This is a genomic window from Paenibacillus sp. GCM10027628 (genome assembly GCF_042676385.1).
Classification (GTDB): Bacteria; Bacillota; Bacilli; order Paenibacillales; family NBRC-103111; genus Paenibacillus_E.
Window position 1 is genome coordinate 101,545 of the sequence record NZ_JBHTHA010000009.1, and the last position, 17,489, is coordinate 119,033.

The following is a 17,489-nucleotide window of genomic DNA, read 5'->3' on the forward strand; positions in this document are numbered from 1 at the left end:
TATCCACAAGGGATGCTGCGGCAGTTGGTTGAAACCGCCGAGCTGCGCAGCTGGGGCGGTGTCGTTGTCGGCGACGCGGAGCGCGAGGGCGACGGCCACAGCATCCGCGTCGGCGGTGCGGAGTCGCTCAGCGCTGCGCTGAGCTGGGTGAGTCTGCTCCGCGAGGCGCTGGGCGAGCGGAGCGCGATTGTCGCGGCCGGCGGCGTGCACCAGCCGCAGGATGCGCTGGAGCTGCTGGCAGCAGGCGCGACCAGCTTACAGCTGCATAGCGGGCTGGTCTATGCGGGGCCGGGGCTGCCCAAGCGGGTGAACGAAGCGATTCTTTATGAGCGCATTCGGAATACGGAAGTACCCGAGACGCCGTCGTTCTGGGCGAATTGGGGCTGGATGAGCCTGCTGGGCATCGGCATGATGATCGGCGGCGTGCTCGCCTGGCTGATTGCGGCAACGAGTGTGCTCCTGCCATATGATGAGACGTTTCTAGGCGTCAGCCGCAACGTCATCGGGCAATTCAACCCGCATCTCCTGCATTTCATGTCCCATGACCGGATCACCCTGGCAGGGACGATGATCGCCATCGGCATCTTTTACAATCAGCTTGCCCGTCATGGCTTAAGGGTCGGACTGCATTGGGCGCGAACGGCGCTGCTTACCTCATGCGCGGTAGGCTTCAGCAGCTTTTTCCTCTATCTCGGTTATGGTTATTTCGATCCGCTTCACGCCTTAGCTGCCGCTATTTTACTCCCGATGCTGCTGCTAACGCTGCGCGGTCTCAAGGATCGGCCCTCACGTAAGCCGCCCGGGTTGTTCAACGATCCCGTTTGGCGCAGAGCGCAGTGGGGGCAGTGCTGCTTTGTCGCGCTTGGTTTTGCTTTAGCGATCGGGGGGCTGACGATCTCTTTCATCGGCATCACGTCGGTGTTCGTCCCGACCGATTTAGCTTACATCGGTTTAACGGCCGAACAGCTTCAGGCTTGGAATGAGCGGCTGATTCCGCTGATCGCACATGACCGCGCTGGCTTCGGCGGTGCTTTATTTTCATTAGCTGTGGCGATCACGGCATCAGCGCTATGGGGTGTCAACCAGGGGGAAAGCTGGGTATGGTGGACCTTTTTGTGGGGCGGTCTGCCAGGGTTCGCGGCTGGGCTGCTCGTTCATTTTCATATCGGTTATACCGACTTCGTACATTTGCTTCCTGTTTATATCGCTGTAAGTCTTTATGCAGCGGGGCTTTATTTGATGTATCCATTTCTGGTAGGTCGAGCAAGCCAAACAACTGTAGCTATGATCCACGATTCTTATCATTAGGAGAGACTTTGAGCTATGCTCGAAGATTCTTATAGGGCAGGTGATACAATGGAGAAAATCGCCATTATTTCAGATATTCATGGGAATATGCCTGCTCTGGATGCTGTTCTGGCGGATATTCGGCACCGTCATATTTCTCGCATTCTATGTCTTGGCGATCTGGTGGGTAAAGGTCCCCATTCCGATCTGGCGGTAGATCGCGTGCGTGAAGTTTGCGATGCCGTTATCCAAGGCAACTGGGACGATTTCATCGCCAAGCCGACGGAGGATCCCACTTTAAGATGGCATCAAGTCAGATTGGGAGCCGAGAGAATAGCATACCTGCAGAAATTGCCCTTTTCCTATGAATTTTGGATGAGCGGAAAATATATAAGGCTATTTCATGCTTCACCTAGAAGTGTTTACGAACGTATTCAGCCATGGGATCCTGTGGAGCGCCGCTTATCCATGTTCGAGTCTTCGCCATTGTGCATGGAGCCGTTGCAGGCGGAGGTGGCGGGCTATGGCGATGTCCATAATGCCTATCTTCAAAACTTGAATGGGCGCACCTTATTCAACACAGGTAGTGTAGGCAACCCGCTCGATATGACGCAGGCTTCCTATGCAATTCTGGAGGGGAATGAGGGAAGCAGGCTAGCCGCGGCGCTGAATATTCAGCTGGTACGCGTGCCTTACGACATTGAACTTGCCGTACAGCAGGCCATTGACGAGGAAATGCCGGATCTGGAGCCTTATTTGTTAGAACTGCGTACGGGACAATATCGAGGGAAAAAGAAATGAAACCGGGGACGAGGAGAGACAACTGCATGAATCACACCGAATTGAAAGGGCTTCGAGCCCAGATTGATGAAATTAATTTGAAACTGCTGGATTTGTTGAATGAACGAGCCCGAATTGTTGAATCCATTGGTGCCTATAAAAGAAGCGCCGGTATTCAGGACGTGTATGACCCAGGCAGAGAGAGGGAAATATTCGAGCTTCTATGCCGTCACAACAAGGGTCCTTTCGATGATGAAATGATCAAAAACATTTTTAAACAAATTTTTGATGAATCCACGAACCTTCAACATCGCCAGAAGGCGTAATTGTTTAAGAGCGGGTCAAGCAGCAGAATGATTTCTGCCGTCTTGGCCCGCTCTGATTTTTAGCTAGAGGATTGAAATTACAATGATTTCCTTTTACCTATATATAACAAATGAGAAGAAACACCCAGAACAGAAGGATCTGAAGCCGTCGCGATCAATAATTGAGTCAGCTTCGCGTACGCTTCGTCGCCTTGTTCCGCCCAGTATTGTTTTTGATCACTTGTGAGAACGGCGCCCAAATTAGAGGAGCCAATAAGCTCAATTGTTTCAAAGCCGTGCTGCTCCATGAACGGTTGGATTTGATCGACATGGAAGTAATAAGCGCCGGTGAACCGTCCCGCATCCTTATGATTAAAGACGCCTGTTTCGTTAAACCGCTGGATGGCGTCTATCGTATCATTCGGCTTCCATGCTTGCGGAAACTGCAAAGAGGTCAACAGCATGCGAATGCGCGTTTGAAAAGCGACAAAAACGATGCCGTCTTGCTTCGTTACCCGGAACAATTCCTTTACGGCCGCAATACGTTCCTCTTCTTGTTGCAGATGATACAAAGGACCCATCATAAGGGAAGCGTCATATTTTTCATCCGGAATTCTGTCTAAATGAGCCGCGTGCCTTACATGAAAACCATCAAAATGCTCCGCTAACGACAGCTCCTCGGCTTTAGCCTTCGCGATATCTACTAATTTAGGAGTAAGATCGGAAAGGGTTACCTTGTAGCCCTGTTTGGCTAGCTCCATGGCATATTTTCCAGGACCGGCGCCATTATCCAATACATGACCGGTTGCAGGCAAATACTGCTTCATAAATGCCAATTCACGGTAAACTCTAGCGGTTCGCGATCCAACCTTCCCCATTCGTCAAAACTGGAATAATACGCAATCACATTTTCCATCTGCTTACACCTGCCTTAGCTCAATTTGGTCGTTGAAAATAAAAAAACCTACCGCCTCCAAAAGAGGCGATAGGTTGTGACCTTCGCGGTACCACTCTTCTTGATTCGCCGTTCAATAGCGCAGCGGCAAATACCTTAGAACCTGATGACGGAGGCGACCCGTTAAGATCTACATTGATTCGATCTTACCGCTCATGGGTGAGTTCAGGAGACTCTTCACTGTCTCGCACCGGCCGACAGTTCTCTGGATCATAGTTACTCCTTACTAGTCCCGATCATCGCGTTTAGCTATGTGTTTGTAAATTATATGTAGTATACAACTTCTAAATAATTCCTGTCAATTGCATGTTGCAAAACCGATGTGCAGGGGCGGCGAGACCCGGGTCTTTGTTGTCTCTGATTTTATTACGAGACTGGGATCCTATGTGCAGTGTTACTCCAACACTTTTTTATCCCTAACCTTTTCAAATTTCTTTAATCTTTTTCAATTTCTACAAGATCTATTTTCTTTTGTTCAACACCTGTACTAATCTCCATTCGACTTTTGCATGTTCATCAATCATTTCTCGATGTGTCACAGAAAAGTCCACCTAATGTCGTTTCAACATAATTGTATTCGTACAAGCCTCTCCAGCTCCTTTAATAAAATAATCTTATTGTTTACGATCCCTGTCCCGATAGTTTCAGTTAAACTGCCTTGGCGTACGTTACTTCAACGATCAGGAGGCAGGTAGCCGCGGCGCCTGCTACACTCAATAACATTTGATACACAAAATTGAATTGTGAAAAAACACAAACTGGCCTTACAGCATTTGTAAGCACCAGTTTATTGTTTTATTTTGATTATCGGTCAACTAAGTCGTATCCAGTGATATAGGGTTTTAAAAAGTCAAAAGCATTTGGATCGTTGGGGTCGATGAATTGATCGATGACAACACCACTTTTGGGGCTAATGACCATGTGTGATTTATCTTTTTTGATTACTAAGGCTGGTAAGTAGGCCTCCTTACCCTGCAAACTTACAAGAGTGCCGTCCACGTAGGTGTTATCGGGCAGCTTGACGTTTTTATCTGTGATACAGATGTTTCTTATTTTCTTAAGATCTGAACCTTCCTCAGGAACGCAAGCGTCCTCTACATGTTTGTTCAATATGACATATTGATGCTCAGGATCCCACTTGACCTCTTTTCCCATCATTTCGGCTACAGTCCTCAGCGGAACATACGTAGTTCCATTATAAATAAACGGGGAAGCATCCTCAGGAAAAACGACCTTTTGATTATTATTGAAAATGCCTTTTATTGTATAGTATACCTCTATCATCTTTCCTCCAGATGCATAGGCTTGAATCGATCCGAAGAATAGTGTCCCGCAGATAAAACCGATTAGCATTTTTTTCATATGCTTGCCTCCTTTTATTTGTAATAAATTATTAAAATTGGAAAAAATATTGACAATACTCTATATTGATTATACCATAATATGGAATCTATTACAACAAAATGGAAGTTTTTGATTATGATTACTAAGTTTCGTAAGGGAACTATCCTAGGTCTTGTATGCGGTATAGCTATTACCGCCACTTCGGTTGCATCCGCTTTTTTACAGGAAAACGATAGCGATGAACCCACTCCGCCACCAGTAACGGCGAGTGAGAAAGAAAAAGATAAGTATAAAAAAGAGCTGCTTGCATGGGCTGAGAAAAACAACAAAATTACCTATTTGACCCCTGAAAAAACAAAAGGCTCAAAAATCAAACTAAATGGAAAAGATGTTCAGCTACCTGAGGATGCCTTCCTTGACGGCTTGCTAGTTTCGTATGATTCGCAAGATTTTAATCAGAAAGACCTACCAGGACTAGTCATAAAACGTGGCAGCTCGGACATCGTAGTTAACCCCAATTCAGGTAAAGTGCTTATGAGAAATTATGAGTCACACCTTTCTAACAATAAAAGCGTTGTAGATTCAGAACCTTTTGACTTTTTAAAGGGGATTATCGTGGAATAAACAGCAATAACAAACTTTAAAATTGAGGAGAGAGCTACATGGTAAAAAAACAACTATTTTCGTTCTTGGTTATTTTAAGTATTTTTATTTCGGTATATTCACCTGCATCCGCTCACCACTACCGTTGGACAACCATGAACCCTGATTTGCAAGGAGGAATTGTCGGTAATTCTACAGGACCGTTCAATTATCTCAATTACTTTCATGAAGTTGGAAATACGGTATCGGTAGGCACTCCGACTGCAATATCCTCCAACGTAAGTGCCGCAATAGGAAGTTGGTCCATAATCCCGCTTAAATTTACTAGTGCAAGCGACGGTCAAGGGGATATCAATGTCAAAAGTGTAGCTGGTGGTTGCGGTGGGGGATCCGGCTGTTACAAGTTAACGGCGATGATCTCAGGTCCCAGCAATCATAACGCGAATTACGCGTTGCACGCTGAGATAATCGTACCCTCCGAAAATAGCGGAAGTGATCTGACTTTTATGATTGCTCATGAACTTGGACATGCTATTGGTTTGGCTGAAGCTTACGGTGACACACCAGGTGCGCCAGCATGCGCATCCTTCTCGACCGTCATGGATTCTTGTAACCGGGTGCTTCCAACATCTATTGATAAAAGTGATGTAGAAAAAACGTATGGTGGTTTAACTGGCGGGGCAACCAATATCACAACGAGTTGGAGCAGCAACACGCTTAATGTCCAGTGGAAAGATAATTCTTTAGGCGAAAGATACTATCAGGTCGACTATTACAAAGTATCTGGTGGTTCAGAGTCTTTACTATTCTCTAGAAATGTTTCTAAAGATGTTGGGTTAATTAAGGGAATAACAACTGCAACTTTCTACAATTACAGCGATAAAACAATCTTAGAAAATTCATTCTCTAAAGCAAACTACAGTTCTGGCAATTATAGAGTAAAAATCAAACCTTATTACACGATGTATGCAAGATATGGTGTATCCAACCAAATCGACTTTTCATTCTAGGCATTCATAATTCAATATTTGGACGAAAAGTACTTTTCGGATTCTCAGATAGTAGGGAAACCCATGCTTTCTCAAAGCGTCGGTTTCTCTTTTTTGTTTTCAAGTACGGTTTGAAAAGATTTCTAAGATAGCAATGTTATCAGGGTATGCGTTATAAACCGTCGCTTGGTCTTGGTGAATTTATAGGCTCTTTTAGTTGTGTCAAGACACTTTCGGAAAGGTAATAGGTTAATTCCCACTCTGTCCCAAATGGGTTGAATTTAGAATTTTATGAGGCCTTAGAATGTTTAAGGTAGATTTGTTAAGGGTTAGCGTAATCAAATGCTCGGCAGGGGCGTTCGTTATTGTAAAATTGAATTTATCGACCAAAAGTAACATCCTTATTTTTGGCATCCAAATATTCAAGTTGAGCTAGTTTTATCAAAGGAGAGGGATCGGAAATGCCTGTCTCTCTGTTAAGGCATTGAATAACCCGATGCTGTTGATTTCTGAAAGTGGATTATGTGAAATATCCAGGTGTTGAAGTTGGCGTGCGACGGGCTTTAATGGATCAAGTTGGGACAGGTTTCCTTCTGATGACCCGCAAGTAGTTCTTCATCCTCTTCCTCCTATCGATTAGTGTTTATAAAAATATGACGCTTACGAAAGGGTTTAGTTACGTTTTATTCCCAAAGCCATTGTTGATCGCATAAGAAATGTTAAACTGTATCCAGATGATTCGAGTGAATTCACGATGAGGAGAGAGCTTTCAATGAATCCAGCGATCCGCCGCATGCAATCCTTGTTGAACTATCCCAAACGACACCTCCGCGCGAAGCTTTTCTTATTTTTCCTGATTGTCGCGATTATTCCGCTGAACATTCTCGGTTATTTGTCCTACGCCAAATCGTCGCAGATCGTGCATGCGCAAATCGGCCAATACGGGCAATCCGCCATCAATCAACTGCAAACGCAGCTTGACGCTTATTCCAGCCAAATGCAGATGACCTCGCGCTATATTTATTCTTATTTGCTCGATCCGCTCAACAATACGCTCCACGAAGAGGAGCCTGGCAGCTATTCGAATTTTCTAGATCAAAAAAATTTCGAGCGGTTTCTCGACGCACATAAAACGATGGAATCGACGGGGATCTATCTGATCACGCAGTCGGGCTATTATTACGGCTCCCCCCAGATCAATGTCGACCGGCTTCGCCAGTCGGACTGGTGGCGATCCATCCCCAGCGGGCTGCATGGCGAATATTGGACAGGCTTTCATGCCCCGGATTATTATATCGCCCGCAATTTGAATTTGCCGCAGCAGGTGATGGGCTTCGTGTTCCCGCTTAGCAGCCAGTTCGGGTCGTTCACGAACGGGTTTATTTTCATCGAGGTTGATGCGACGAAGGTGCTGGATTCGTTCCGGATGCTGGAAGGGGAGCTGCATTCGTTTATTTCAATCCGCGATGCGTCCGGCCGATCCATTTATGAAACCCCGCAGGCAGCAGCGGCCAAAGCCGACGATCTGGTCTGGATGAAAACGCTGGAGTCAAATAAATGGACGGTGGAGATCCGAACGCCTTATGGGCAGGTGTACCGCTCGGTGAACGTCATTCAGCCGTTGACGGCTGGGGTTATAGCGGGTACGCTGCTGCTTGCGCTCATGGTCTCTTATCTGTTTTCCTCGCAAATTACGAAGCGGATCAAACGGCTCAAAAATAAAATGGAACTCGTCGGCATCGGCAAGCTGCATTCGCGGATTGATCTCGAATCCGAGGATGAGCTCGGACGGTTGGGCAGCAGTTTCAACAGCATGGTCGAGCAAATTCAGACGCTCATCCAGGAGGTCACGAAGAAAGAGCAGCTGAAGAAAGAGGCCGAGCTGCGCGCTTTTCACTATCAAATTAATCCGCACCTGCTGTTCAACACATTGAACTCGATCCAATGGCAGGCCAAGCTCAAAGGGGACGATGAGATCAGGCAGACGATTTATCATCTGACGAAGGTGCTGGAAGGCAGTCTCATCACGACGCAGGAGCTGGTCCCCCTGCATAAGGAACTGCGTACCGTCGAACATTATTTGAAAATACAAGAGGTGCGCTACGGCGGTGCATTTGATTTTCAATTGTCGCTCGAGGAAGATTTGAGCCACTATTTGATTCCGCGCATGACGCTGCAGCCGCTGCTTGAGAACTGCTTTTTCCACGGCTTTGAGGATGGGGAAGGGACGATCAAGCTTACGGTTGCCAAGGAGAAAAGCGATCTGGTTATCGTCCTTGCCGACAATGGCGAAGGCATACCGGCGGAGCGGCTTCCTACGCTGCTTGACGAACAGGCGCCGCGGCCCAGTCGGGGCGGACTTGGCTGTTTTAACGTGGATCAGAAGTTCAAGCTGCATTTTGGCGAGCGGTACGGAATGAAGATCGAATCGAAAGAAGGCGAAGGGACGACGATTACGATTCGTTGGCCGATCACGGAGGCAGTCCCGACGGTTTAGTAAACCGCTTTCAAACAAAAGACCAGACAGTTCGAACAAAATGGCACATAGCTGCGAAAAGTCCGTATAAGTTGACACGATAATGCGAACAAAACGCCATTTTGAAACGCTTACAATCCTCTTATAATGAGAACACAGGCAAGGAACTAGAACAGGGGGAATGTACAGTGAAAAGAAAACTCCGTTACAAGCTAGCGGCACTCGCTATGACAGTAGGACTAACATCCGTGCTGGCGGGTTGCAGCAGCAGCCCGGAGCCGAAAGCCGCCGGCGATTCGGGTGAGAAGACGAAACTTGTTGTCTGGATCTGGGAAGACGCCAAGAATGTGCTTGATTTGAATATGCCGGCGTTCAAGGAGAAGTACCCGAATATCGACGTCGACCTGCACGTGCTGGCGCAGTCGGACGTTTATCAGAATTTCCTGATCGCCGCGAGCTCCGGTGACGCTGTTCCGGACGTCGTTAATCTGGAAACGCTGCGCCTGTCGCAAATGGTGCAAACCGGCGGCCTGCTTGATATCAGCAGCAAAGTAGCGCCGTATAAGGACAAAATGAACGCCTATAAATGGGCGGACGCGACGCAAGACGGTAAAACGTACGCGATGCCATGGGACAGCGGTCCGGTCGTGATGTTCTACCGCAACGATATGTTCAAAAAGGCGGGATTGCCTTCCGAACCTGCGGAAGTCGCGGCTCAGCTGCAGACCTGGGACGACTACATGCGGTTTGCAAAGCAGCTGAAGGAGAAAACGGGCTATGCCATGATGGCCGATTCCCGGACGAAAACAGATGCAACGTTCTTCGGGCAAATGCTGTGGCAGCACGGGCTCTGGTATTTCGGACAAGACGGCTCGGTACAGCTCGACAATCCCGAAGTCATCAAGATGGGCCAGTACTTCGTCGACATGGTGAACCAAGGGTATGTTTTTGAAGCTAAGCCGTGGAGCGACGCCTGGTACAACTCTTTTAAAGAAAACAAATTCGCCACTGTTGTCGGCGCTTCCTGGTATGATGCACTGCTTCCGACACAAATCGATCCGGACGGCAAAGGCAACTGGTCTGTCGCCCCGATGCCGAAATGGTCGAAGGACGACAAGTACGCAAGCGCTATCGATGGCGGCTCGAACTTGGCGATTAACAAGAATTCCAAGCACCCGGAAGAAGCGTGGAAGTTCATCGAATTCATGCTCGGCAACAAGGACTCCCAGCTGAAAATGATGAAGGACGGCGGGCTGTTCCCTTCGCTTGAAACGACGTACAGCGACCCTGTTTTCCAGGAAAAAGTGCCGTACTTTAACAATCAGCCGGTCCGCCAGCTCTATGTGGATGCGGTGAAGAAGGTGGCACCGATCGTGTATACCAAGGATTACCCGCTTGCCAATGAAATGGTCATTAATGCATTTGCCGAAATCTTCTTGGACAATAAGTCCGTAGAGAGCGTCTTTAAGAAAACAGCCGATCAACTCCGGCAAAAAACAGGCCGCAAGTAACTCTACGTTAACGCGGATCACTCAGCAGCAACAGCCCTCTCTCCCAGACATACTACATCCCAGACAAACAACTAAGGGAGACGGGGGCTATTTGCTGCGCCCAAAAAAAGAATGCCCCACAAAGTGACGCCAAGCTCTGAAGTATATTCCGGTTACTTTGCGGGGGCCCCAAATGATAAGGAGGAGGAAAAATGCAGCAAAACGCCTATTGGAAATGGCAGCTCAAAACAGCGCCTTATGCGTTCGTCGCTCCGTTCGCAGTCAGCTTTTTGCTGTTTACGCTGATGCCGTTCGTTTACTCGATTTATTTGAGTTTTACGAATTGGCAAGGGCAAGCGGAGAAGACGTTCGTCGGGTGGAGGAATTACGCCCACGTGCTGCAAAGCGGCGATTTCTGGAATTCCGTGTTTAACAGCGCCGTCATTTTCGTCCTTTATGTGCCTGTTATGCTGCTGCTTGCGCTCATCTTTGCCGTGTGCCTCAGCAGTGGATTGATGAAAGCGAAAGGCTTTTTCCGCACGGTCTTTTTCATTCCGAATATTACGTCGGTCGTCGCCGTATCGTTCGTGTTTCTGCTGATTTTTAACACGAGCAAAGGCGTTCTCAACCAGTTGCTGCTTGCTGGAGGGCTGATCCATTCGCCGATTCCGTTTCTGGAGACGCCCTGGTGGGCGCGGATATCGGTTGCCTTGCTCGTCATTTTCCGCTGGACCGGGTACAACATGATTCTACTGCTCGGCGGCTTGCAAAATATCCCGAAATCGCTCTACGAGGCGGCGAGGGTGGACGGCGCGAATGCACTGCAATCGTTCTTCTACATTACGGTGCCAATGATGAAGAGGCTGCTTGCCTTTTGTACCGTTTTGTCGACGCTCGGGACATTCTCATTGTTTACTGAGCCGTTCATCTTGACGAATGGAGGACCGGCCAAGGCGACAACGACGCCCGTGGTGCTCATTTACAAGGAAAGCTTCCAAAACTTGAATTTCGGTTATGCCTCGACGCTGGCGATGTTTTTCTTTATTTTGATGATGGTCTTATCCGTGGTTCAGCTTCGGCTGTTTCGCGACAACGATTAAGAGAGGAGGGTGCATGGTTTGAATAACAAAGAAAAGGCACTCTCGAGTCTCCTGTTTGTGTTATTTCTGGCGCTGGCGGCTTTGTTCCTGTTTCCGTTCGCGTGGATGATCAGCTCGTCGCTCAAGGCGAGAAATGATATTTTTTTGACCCCGCCGGTATGGATTCCAGACGTCCTGCATTGGGAGAATTACACCCAACTTTTTGCGGAGCGTCATTTTGGGAACGTCATCCTGAACAGCTTGTTTACGGCGACGACGGGGACGGCTGGTGCGCTTTTGTTTTGCTCGCTGGCGGGATTTGCTTTTGCCAAATATCAATTTCGCGGCAAAAGTCTGTTGTTCGGCCTGGTGCTCGCATCTCTCATGGTGCCGATGGAATCGTCCATGATTCCGCTGTTCATGATTTACCGCAAACTGGGAATGATCGACAACTTGTGGGGCGTCATTTTGCCGAGATTGACAAGCGCTTTTGGAATTTTTTACATGCGGCAGTACTGTGCATCGATTGAAAATGAACTGCTGGAAGCGGGAAGAATCGACGGCTGTTCCGAGGTGCGGATGTATTTCCGGCTGATTGTGCCGATCCTGCTGCCTGCCTTTGCTTCGCTGGGCATTATTTTTTTCGTGGAAGAGTGGAACAACTTTCTGTGGCCTACCGTATTGCTGCGTTCGCCGGAGCATTTGACGATTGCCGTTGCGATCCGCGCTTTGGAGGCTGGCGTCCGTACGCCTTATCATCTCATTATGTCGGGCTCGGTCATTAGCATTATGCCGATGCTGGCGATTATTTTCATATTTCAAAAGCAGCTGATCATGGGTCTTATGGACGGCTCTGTGAAAGGATAAAATAGTGTTAGCAATCCGTCTGGATTTCATAGGAGGCGACACTAGTGGCAAACCAAACGATCAAGGTGCTTATTGTAGACGATGAACTTATCGTTCGAAAAGGGCTTCGCGCGACGATCCCTTGGGAACGTTACGATATGGAAGTCGTGGCCGATGCGGCCAATGGCCTGAAAGGCTGGGAAGCGTTCGTGGCGCATCAGCCGGATGTCGTCATTACGGATATCGTGATGCCGAAGCTGACGGGGCTGGAATTGGCGCAAAAGGTGAAGGAGGCCGCGCCCCAGACGCATGTCCTGCTGCTCAGTTGTCATGAGGACTTCGCTTACGCCAAGCAGGGCATCAAGCTGGGAGCCTCGGGTTATGTGCTGAAGACGGACATGGACGAAGAAGAAATGGAAACGTATTTGCGGCAGTTCCAGGAGCAAATTCATAAACGGCAGTCGACTCAGGGCGAAGCCGCCGATGATGCGGTCGTGGATGCGAAAGATCAGATCGCCTATATTGGCGCATGGCTTAGTGGCTTTTATTCCGCCGAAGAGATGGGGAAGCAGCTCAGGAAGTGGCTGGACGGCGAGTGGGGTTGGATGAAAACAGGCTGCTTGGTTTACGGGGTTGCCGGCGAGTTGGAACGGTTGCAGGACTCGGAATGGGAGCAAGTATTTGAGCAAGGCTGCATCTGTATCCCGTGTGGAGCGGAGAAACGGCTATTCCTTTGTGATGACGCACGAAGCGATGCGCTCGAACTGACATGGCAGGAGGCGAAAAGCCGAATCGGATCGCTTAACTGGACGCGTTCAGGTCCTGTTACCGATCCGCAAGGGTGGATGGACGCAGTAAGGAAATCTTATTCGGATCTGCAGTCTGCCTCGTTGTACGATCTTGCTTCAGGGAGATGGCCGGAGCCGATTGCCAAAGCCGTGCAGTTGATTACCTCCGGAGAATCCGATTCGTGGTCGGTTGCTGAGCTGGCGGACCGGGTCGGGCTGAGCCGGAGTCATTTCAGTACGTTGTTTAAGAAGTCCGTCGGGGAGAATTTTATCGATTTTCAAGCTAAATACAAGCTGCGGAAGGCCGATGAGCTGCTGCTGAACACCGGGCTTACGGTGAACGAAATTTCCGATCTTCTGGGGATGATCGATGCGAATTATTTCAGCAAATGGTTTAAGCGATGCACAGGCCTGACGCCAAGCCAATATCGTGCGGACAAAAGGACGAATTCGACCGGACAAAAGGGCACCTGAAGGACCGGAACCGGTCTAACCGAACGACAATTTGACACATAAATGGCGTTAGAATTCCGTTCTTTTGCACACCAAATCCCTTTATACTAACAGCAATTCAAAGCGAAATCATAGATAGATCACCATCATGACAGGGGGCGAGGACGTTGACAACCGGATTTCGGGCGGAAACGAACGATTGGGAGAACTTGCAAGTGCTGCAGCGAAACAGGATGAAGGCGCGCAGCTACTTTCATTCTTATGCGAATAGAGAAAGCGCTCTCACTTATGAGAGAGGCCATTCACCATGGTACCGTTTGTTGAACGGGACTTGGAAATTTGCTTACGCGCAAAGCCCGGCGAGCGCGCCGGATGGCTTTTATACGGAACATTACGAGGATGAGGGCTGGGACAAAATAGAGGTGCCGGGCATGTGGCAGCTGCAAGGCTACGGCAAACCGCACTATACGGATTTGTTATATCCGTTCCCGGTCGATCCGCCGCATGTCCCTTCGGACAATCCGACGGGCTGCTATCGGAAAACTTTTCATATTCCACAGCTTTGGGACGGCAGGCAAATCGTGCTCCGTTTCGAGGGCGTGGATAGCGCATTTCATCTTTGGGTGAACGGGCAGGAGGTCGGCTACAGTCAAGGCAGCCGGCTGCCGTCCGAATTCGACATCACGCCATTTGTGCGAACCGGTTCGAATGTCCTCGCCGTGCGCGTCGTTCAATGGTCGGACGGCAGCTACATGGAAGATCAGGATATGTGGTGGCTGAGCGGCATTTTTCGCGATGTGAGCTTGTTTGCCAGACCGCTCGTGCAGATTCGAGATTATGCGGTGCGGACGGATTTGTCCGAAGCTTATACGCAAGGAAAGTTAACGGTCAAAGCTTGCATCGCTAATTTGCTTGACGGAGAGGCTAGCAGCTACAAGGTGAAAGCGCAATTACTCGATGCAAACGGTGTGGCCGAGATCGGTGCTGTTCAGGAAAGCCATGTGACGGTATCCCGGGGAACCGAGCAAGTTGTGGAGCTTTGCCTGGACGTGGCTGCGCCAAAACTTTGGTCCGCGGAAGACCCTCAGCTGTACGGGTTGCTGCTCACGCTTACCGATGCCGACGGGCGCGAAGTTGAGATCATTCCGCAGCGCATCGGGTTCCGCCAGATCGAGCTGAGGGACGGCAACTTTTATGTGAATGGCGTGGCAATCATGCTGAACGGGGTAAATCGGCACGACCATCACCCGGAGCTTGGGCGCATTACGCCTTACGAGACGATGCTGCAGGATGTGCTCCTGATGAAGCGGCATAATATCAACGCAGTGCGGACGGCGCATTATCCGAACGATCCGAGATTTTACGATTTGTGCGATGTGTACGGCTTGTACGTGATGGATGAGACGGATCTTGAGACGCACGGTTTTGAACCGCTCGGCAACATTAGCCGCATCAGCGACGATCCGGCGTGGAAGGAAGCGTATGTAGACCGTGTGGAGCGGATGGTGGAGCGGGACAAAAATCATGCCTGCATCCTCTTCTGGTCGCTCGGCAACGAGTCCGGCTTCGGCTGCAATTTCATGGCAATGGCCGATTGGTGCAGGGCGAACGATCCGACGCGGCTCATTCACTATGAAGAAGACAGGGAATTGAAAGCAGTCGATATCAGCAGCACGATGTATTCTTCGGTCGAGAAGCTGACCGCCATTGCCGAGGAAGAGGGTTACAAGCTGCCGCACGTCATTTGCGAATATGCGCATGCGATGGGCAACGGTCCGGGTGGCTTAACGGAGTATCAACAGACATTCCGCAAGTATAAACGATTGCAAGGCGGCTTCGTCTGGGAATGGATCGATCACGGATTGAAGCAGGTTAGCGAAAACGGCAAGACGTTTTATGCGTACGGCGGAGATTTCGGCGACGTGCCGAACAACTCGAATTTCTGTCTGGATGGTCTAATTTTCCCTGACAGGACTCCTTCACCAGGATTACTCGAGTACAAAAAAGTGATAGAACCTGTCCAGGTGACAGATGTTGATCTGAGCCAAGGTTTACTTGAAATAACGAACTTATACGATTTTATTTCACTTAATGAGTTTGAATTATTCTGGTCCGTATACGGGGACGGCAAGCTGCTGGACAGCGGTTCACAGCCATTGCCGCACATTCCGGCGCAGGGTAAAGCGGAGATTAAGCTGCCGCTTGCGAACGGGGCGCAGTATGGCGCAGCGTTTGGGGACTGCCAGCTGACGCTTAGCTTTTGCCTGAACAAGGACGTAATCTGGGCGAAAAAAGGGCATGAAGTGGCGACGGCGCAATATCAATTGCCGGCCGTGCAGCCCCGGGCGCACTTGAAAGGTCAGAGTGAGGCGGCGAGCCTAGAGCCGTTGACATGCACAGCGGATGGACAACGGTTAAGCATTGTCGGGCCGCAGTTTGAGCTCAATTTCAACTTGCTGCAGGGGACAATCCAGACCTGGCGCTACGAAGGAACGGATGTGATCGTGGCAGGTAAAGGTCCGAAGCTAAGCTTCTGGAGGGCGCCGATCGACAACGATATGTACATCGTCGAGGAGTGGCGTAAAGCTCATCTCGACCGGATGCAGCATCGGGTGGAACGAGTGGAATGGGAGCAAGCCGATTCATCATCCGTCACCGTCCGTACGACTGTAAGGATCGCTCCGCCTGTTCATGATTACGGTTTCCGCTGCACGTATGTTTACACGGTTTCCAGTGATGGAGAGGTCCGCATCGACGTTAAAGGCGAGCCGGTCGGTCCGGGCAAACTGCCGCGCATGCTGCCGAGAATCGGCCTCCGCATGGAGCTGCCGGGCAGTCAGGACCGCGTGAACTGGTATGGTAGAGGACCCGGCGAATGCTACAGCGACAGTAAGCGGGCGAATCTGATCGGACTATACCAAGCTTCCGTCGATGAGCTGTACACGCCATACATCTATCCGCAAGACAACGGCAACCGGACGGATGTCGATTGGGTGTCACTTACGAACGTTCGCGGCATCGGGCTGCTCGCGGTCGGTCAGCCGCAGCTTGAGTTTTCGGCATTACGGTTTACGCCGGAGGAGCTTGAACGCGCCAAGCACCATACGGAGCTGGTGCCAGGAGAGACGATCACACTGCATCTGGATTACAGACAAAATGGCTTAGGCAGCAACAGCTGCGGTCCGGCTCAGCTTCCGCCGTATGAGTTAAAAGCTGAACCGTTCCAATTCAGCTTCGCCCTGACGCCTTATCATAAAGAACTGATTTCACCAACAGCACTAGCGAAAAAAGGAGCGACGACACAATGAACCAAACATGGGATGCACTCAATTTGGCAGGAAAAGTAGCGGCTGTAACGGGAGGCGCTTCGGGTATCGGTCTGGCGACAGCCACTATGCTCGCTGAGTTCGGCGCGAATGTCATGCTGCTGGACATTAATGAGACCCAAGGGCAAACCGCAGCTTCAACCATCGTGACAAACGGCGGGAAGGCGTCATTTTACAAGTGCAATGTGACGTCGGGAGAAGATTGCAAGCGTGTCGCTGAAGCTATTATGCGTGACCATGGCCGCATCGATATTTTGTTCAATAACGCGGGGGTCATCCGCAGGAAAACGGTCGTTGAGCTGGAGGAAAAGGACTGGGATCTTGTTGTCGATGTCTCGTTAAAGGGAGCGTACCTGCTCTCAAAATATATCATTCCGTTTATGGCGCAAGGCGGCGGCGGAAGCATCGTCAACACCGGTTCCGGCTGGGGGCTTAAAGGCGGCGACAAGGCAGCCGCTTACTGCGCGGCCAAAGCGGGCGTCGTCAATTTGACGAAGGCGATGGCAATCGATCACGGTCCGGACAACATCCGCGTGAACTGCGTCTGCCCGGGCGACACGGACACTCCGCTGCTGCGGGAAGAAGCGAAACAGCTCGGTCAAGAGGAAGGCTCGTTCCTCGTTTCATCAGCATCGGGTCGCCCGCTGGAGCGTCTCGGAACACCGCGCGATATCGCAGGTGCTGTGCTGTTCCTGGCCAGCGACTTGTCCGCGTGGGTGACGGGAAGCGTATTGGTCGTGGATGGCGGCGGATTAGCTTAATACACAT

General features: G+C 49.9%; 14 protein-coding genes and 1 other annotated feature. Of the genes, 12 read left to right on the forward strand and 2 right to left on the reverse strand.

Translation table 11 applies throughout. The annotated features are described in order from the left end of the window. Nucleotides 1-24: 24 nt before the first annotated feature. From ACFQZT_RS10375 to ACFQZT_RS10385, 3 genes are read left to right on the forward strand one after another with little or no spacing between them, the layout of a single operon-like run. Nucleotides 25-1,308, forward strand: a complete 1,284-nt coding sequence (locus ACFQZT_RS10375) for a hypothetical protein (RefSeq protein WP_379299331.1) — start codon at nucleotides 25-27, stop codon at nucleotides 1,306-1,308. Nucleotides 1,309-1,356: 48 nt separating this feature from the next. Beyond that, entirely contained in the window at nucleotides 1,357-2,088 is a 732-nt protein-coding gene (locus ACFQZT_RS10380) for a metallophosphoesterase family protein (protein ID WP_379299617.1), read from the forward strand. Nucleotides 2,089-2,114: 26 nt separating this feature from the next. Continuing rightward, nucleotides 2,115-2,393, forward strand: a complete 279-nt coding sequence (locus ACFQZT_RS10385; protein ID WP_379299333.1) for a chorismate mutase — start codon at nucleotides 2,115-2,117, stop codon at nucleotides 2,391-2,393. A gap of 77 nt (nucleotides 2,394-2,470) precedes the next feature. On the opposite strand, the gene ACFQZT_RS10390 is transcribed toward ACFQZT_RS10385, so the two are convergent. Continuing rightward, on the reverse strand, nucleotides 2,471-3,199 hold the full coding sequence (locus tag ACFQZT_RS10390; RefSeq protein ID WP_379299619.1) for a class I SAM-dependent methyltransferase: 729 nt from the start codon (nucleotides 3,197-3,199) through the stop codon (nucleotides 2,471-2,473). Between the two features lie 148 nt (nucleotides 3,200-3,347). Beyond that, nucleotides 3,348-3,576 (reverse strand) — a binding site (T-box leader). A gap of 555 nt (nucleotides 3,577-4,131) precedes the next feature. Next, nucleotides 4,132-4,689 (reverse strand): stalk domain-containing protein, encoded by a 558-nt coding sequence (locus tag ACFQZT_RS10395; protein ID WP_379299335.1) that lies wholly within the window; start codon nucleotides 4,687-4,689, stop codon nucleotides 4,132-4,134. 117 nt (nucleotides 4,690-4,806) lie between these two features. Here ACFQZT_RS10395 and ACFQZT_RS10400 point away from each other — a divergent pair, with 117 nt between their 5' ends. The 9 genes from ACFQZT_RS10400 to ACFQZT_RS10440 all read left to right on the forward strand — a co-directional run bounded on the left by ACFQZT_RS10400 (nucleotide 4,807) and on the right by ACFQZT_RS10440 (nucleotide 17,482). Beyond that, the gene (locus tag ACFQZT_RS10400; RefSeq protein WP_379299337.1) at nucleotides 4,807-5,295 is read left to right on the forward strand and encodes a hypothetical protein; all 489 of its coding nucleotides are present in this window, start codon (nucleotides 4,807-4,809) and stop codon (nucleotides 5,293-5,295) included. Between the two features lie 38 nt (nucleotides 5,296-5,333). Next, entirely contained in the window at nucleotides 5,334-6,284 is a 951-nt protein-coding gene (locus ACFQZT_RS10405) for a matrixin family metalloprotease (RefSeq protein ID WP_379299339.1), read from the forward strand. Between the two features lie 751 nt (nucleotides 6,285-7,035). Continuing rightward, nucleotides 7,036-8,760 carry a sensor histidine kinase gene (locus ACFQZT_RS10410; RefSeq protein ID WP_379299341.1) on the forward strand — a complete coding sequence of 575 codons (1,725 nt, stop codon included), beginning with the start codon at nucleotides 7,036-7,038 and terminating at the stop codon, nucleotides 8,758-8,760. Between the two features lie 167 nt (nucleotides 8,761-8,927). Then, a complete protein-coding gene (locus ACFQZT_RS10415; protein WP_379299343.1) occupies nucleotides 8,928-10,250 on the forward strand; it encodes an ABC transporter substrate-binding protein in 1,323 nt (440 codons plus the stop codon). Nucleotides 10,251-10,441: 191 nt separating this feature from the next. Then, nucleotides 10,442-11,329, forward strand: coding sequence for a carbohydrate ABC transporter permease (locus ACFQZT_RS10420; RefSeq protein WP_379299345.1), 888 nt, complete (start codon nucleotides 10,442-10,444; stop codon nucleotides 11,327-11,329). A gap of 9 nt (nucleotides 11,330-11,338) precedes the next feature. Beyond that, nucleotides 11,339-12,175 carry a carbohydrate ABC transporter permease gene (locus ACFQZT_RS10425; RefSeq protein ID WP_379299347.1) on the forward strand — a complete coding sequence of 279 codons (837 nt, stop codon included), beginning with the start codon at nucleotides 11,339-11,341 and terminating at the stop codon, nucleotides 12,173-12,175. Nucleotides 12,176-12,219: 44 nt separating this feature from the next. Further along, nucleotides 12,220-13,416, forward strand: coding sequence for a response regulator transcription factor (locus ACFQZT_RS10430; RefSeq protein WP_379299349.1), 1,197 nt, complete (start codon nucleotides 12,220-12,222; stop codon nucleotides 13,414-13,416). A gap of 146 nt (nucleotides 13,417-13,562) precedes the next feature. Beyond that, nucleotides 13,563-16,703 carry a beta-galactosidase subunit alpha gene (gene ebgA, locus ACFQZT_RS10435; protein WP_379299351.1) on the forward strand — a complete coding sequence of 1,047 codons (3,141 nt, stop codon included), beginning with the start codon at nucleotides 13,563-13,565 and terminating at the stop codon, nucleotides 16,701-16,703. Next, nucleotides 16,700-17,482, forward strand: a complete 783-nt coding sequence (locus tag ACFQZT_RS10440) for an SDR family NAD(P)-dependent oxidoreductase (RefSeq protein ID WP_379299353.1) — start codon at nucleotides 16,700-16,702, stop codon at nucleotides 17,480-17,482. Before ebgA ends, ACFQZT_RS10440 begins: the two co-directional genes overlap by 4 nt. Nucleotides 17,483-17,489 lie beyond the last annotated feature (7 nt).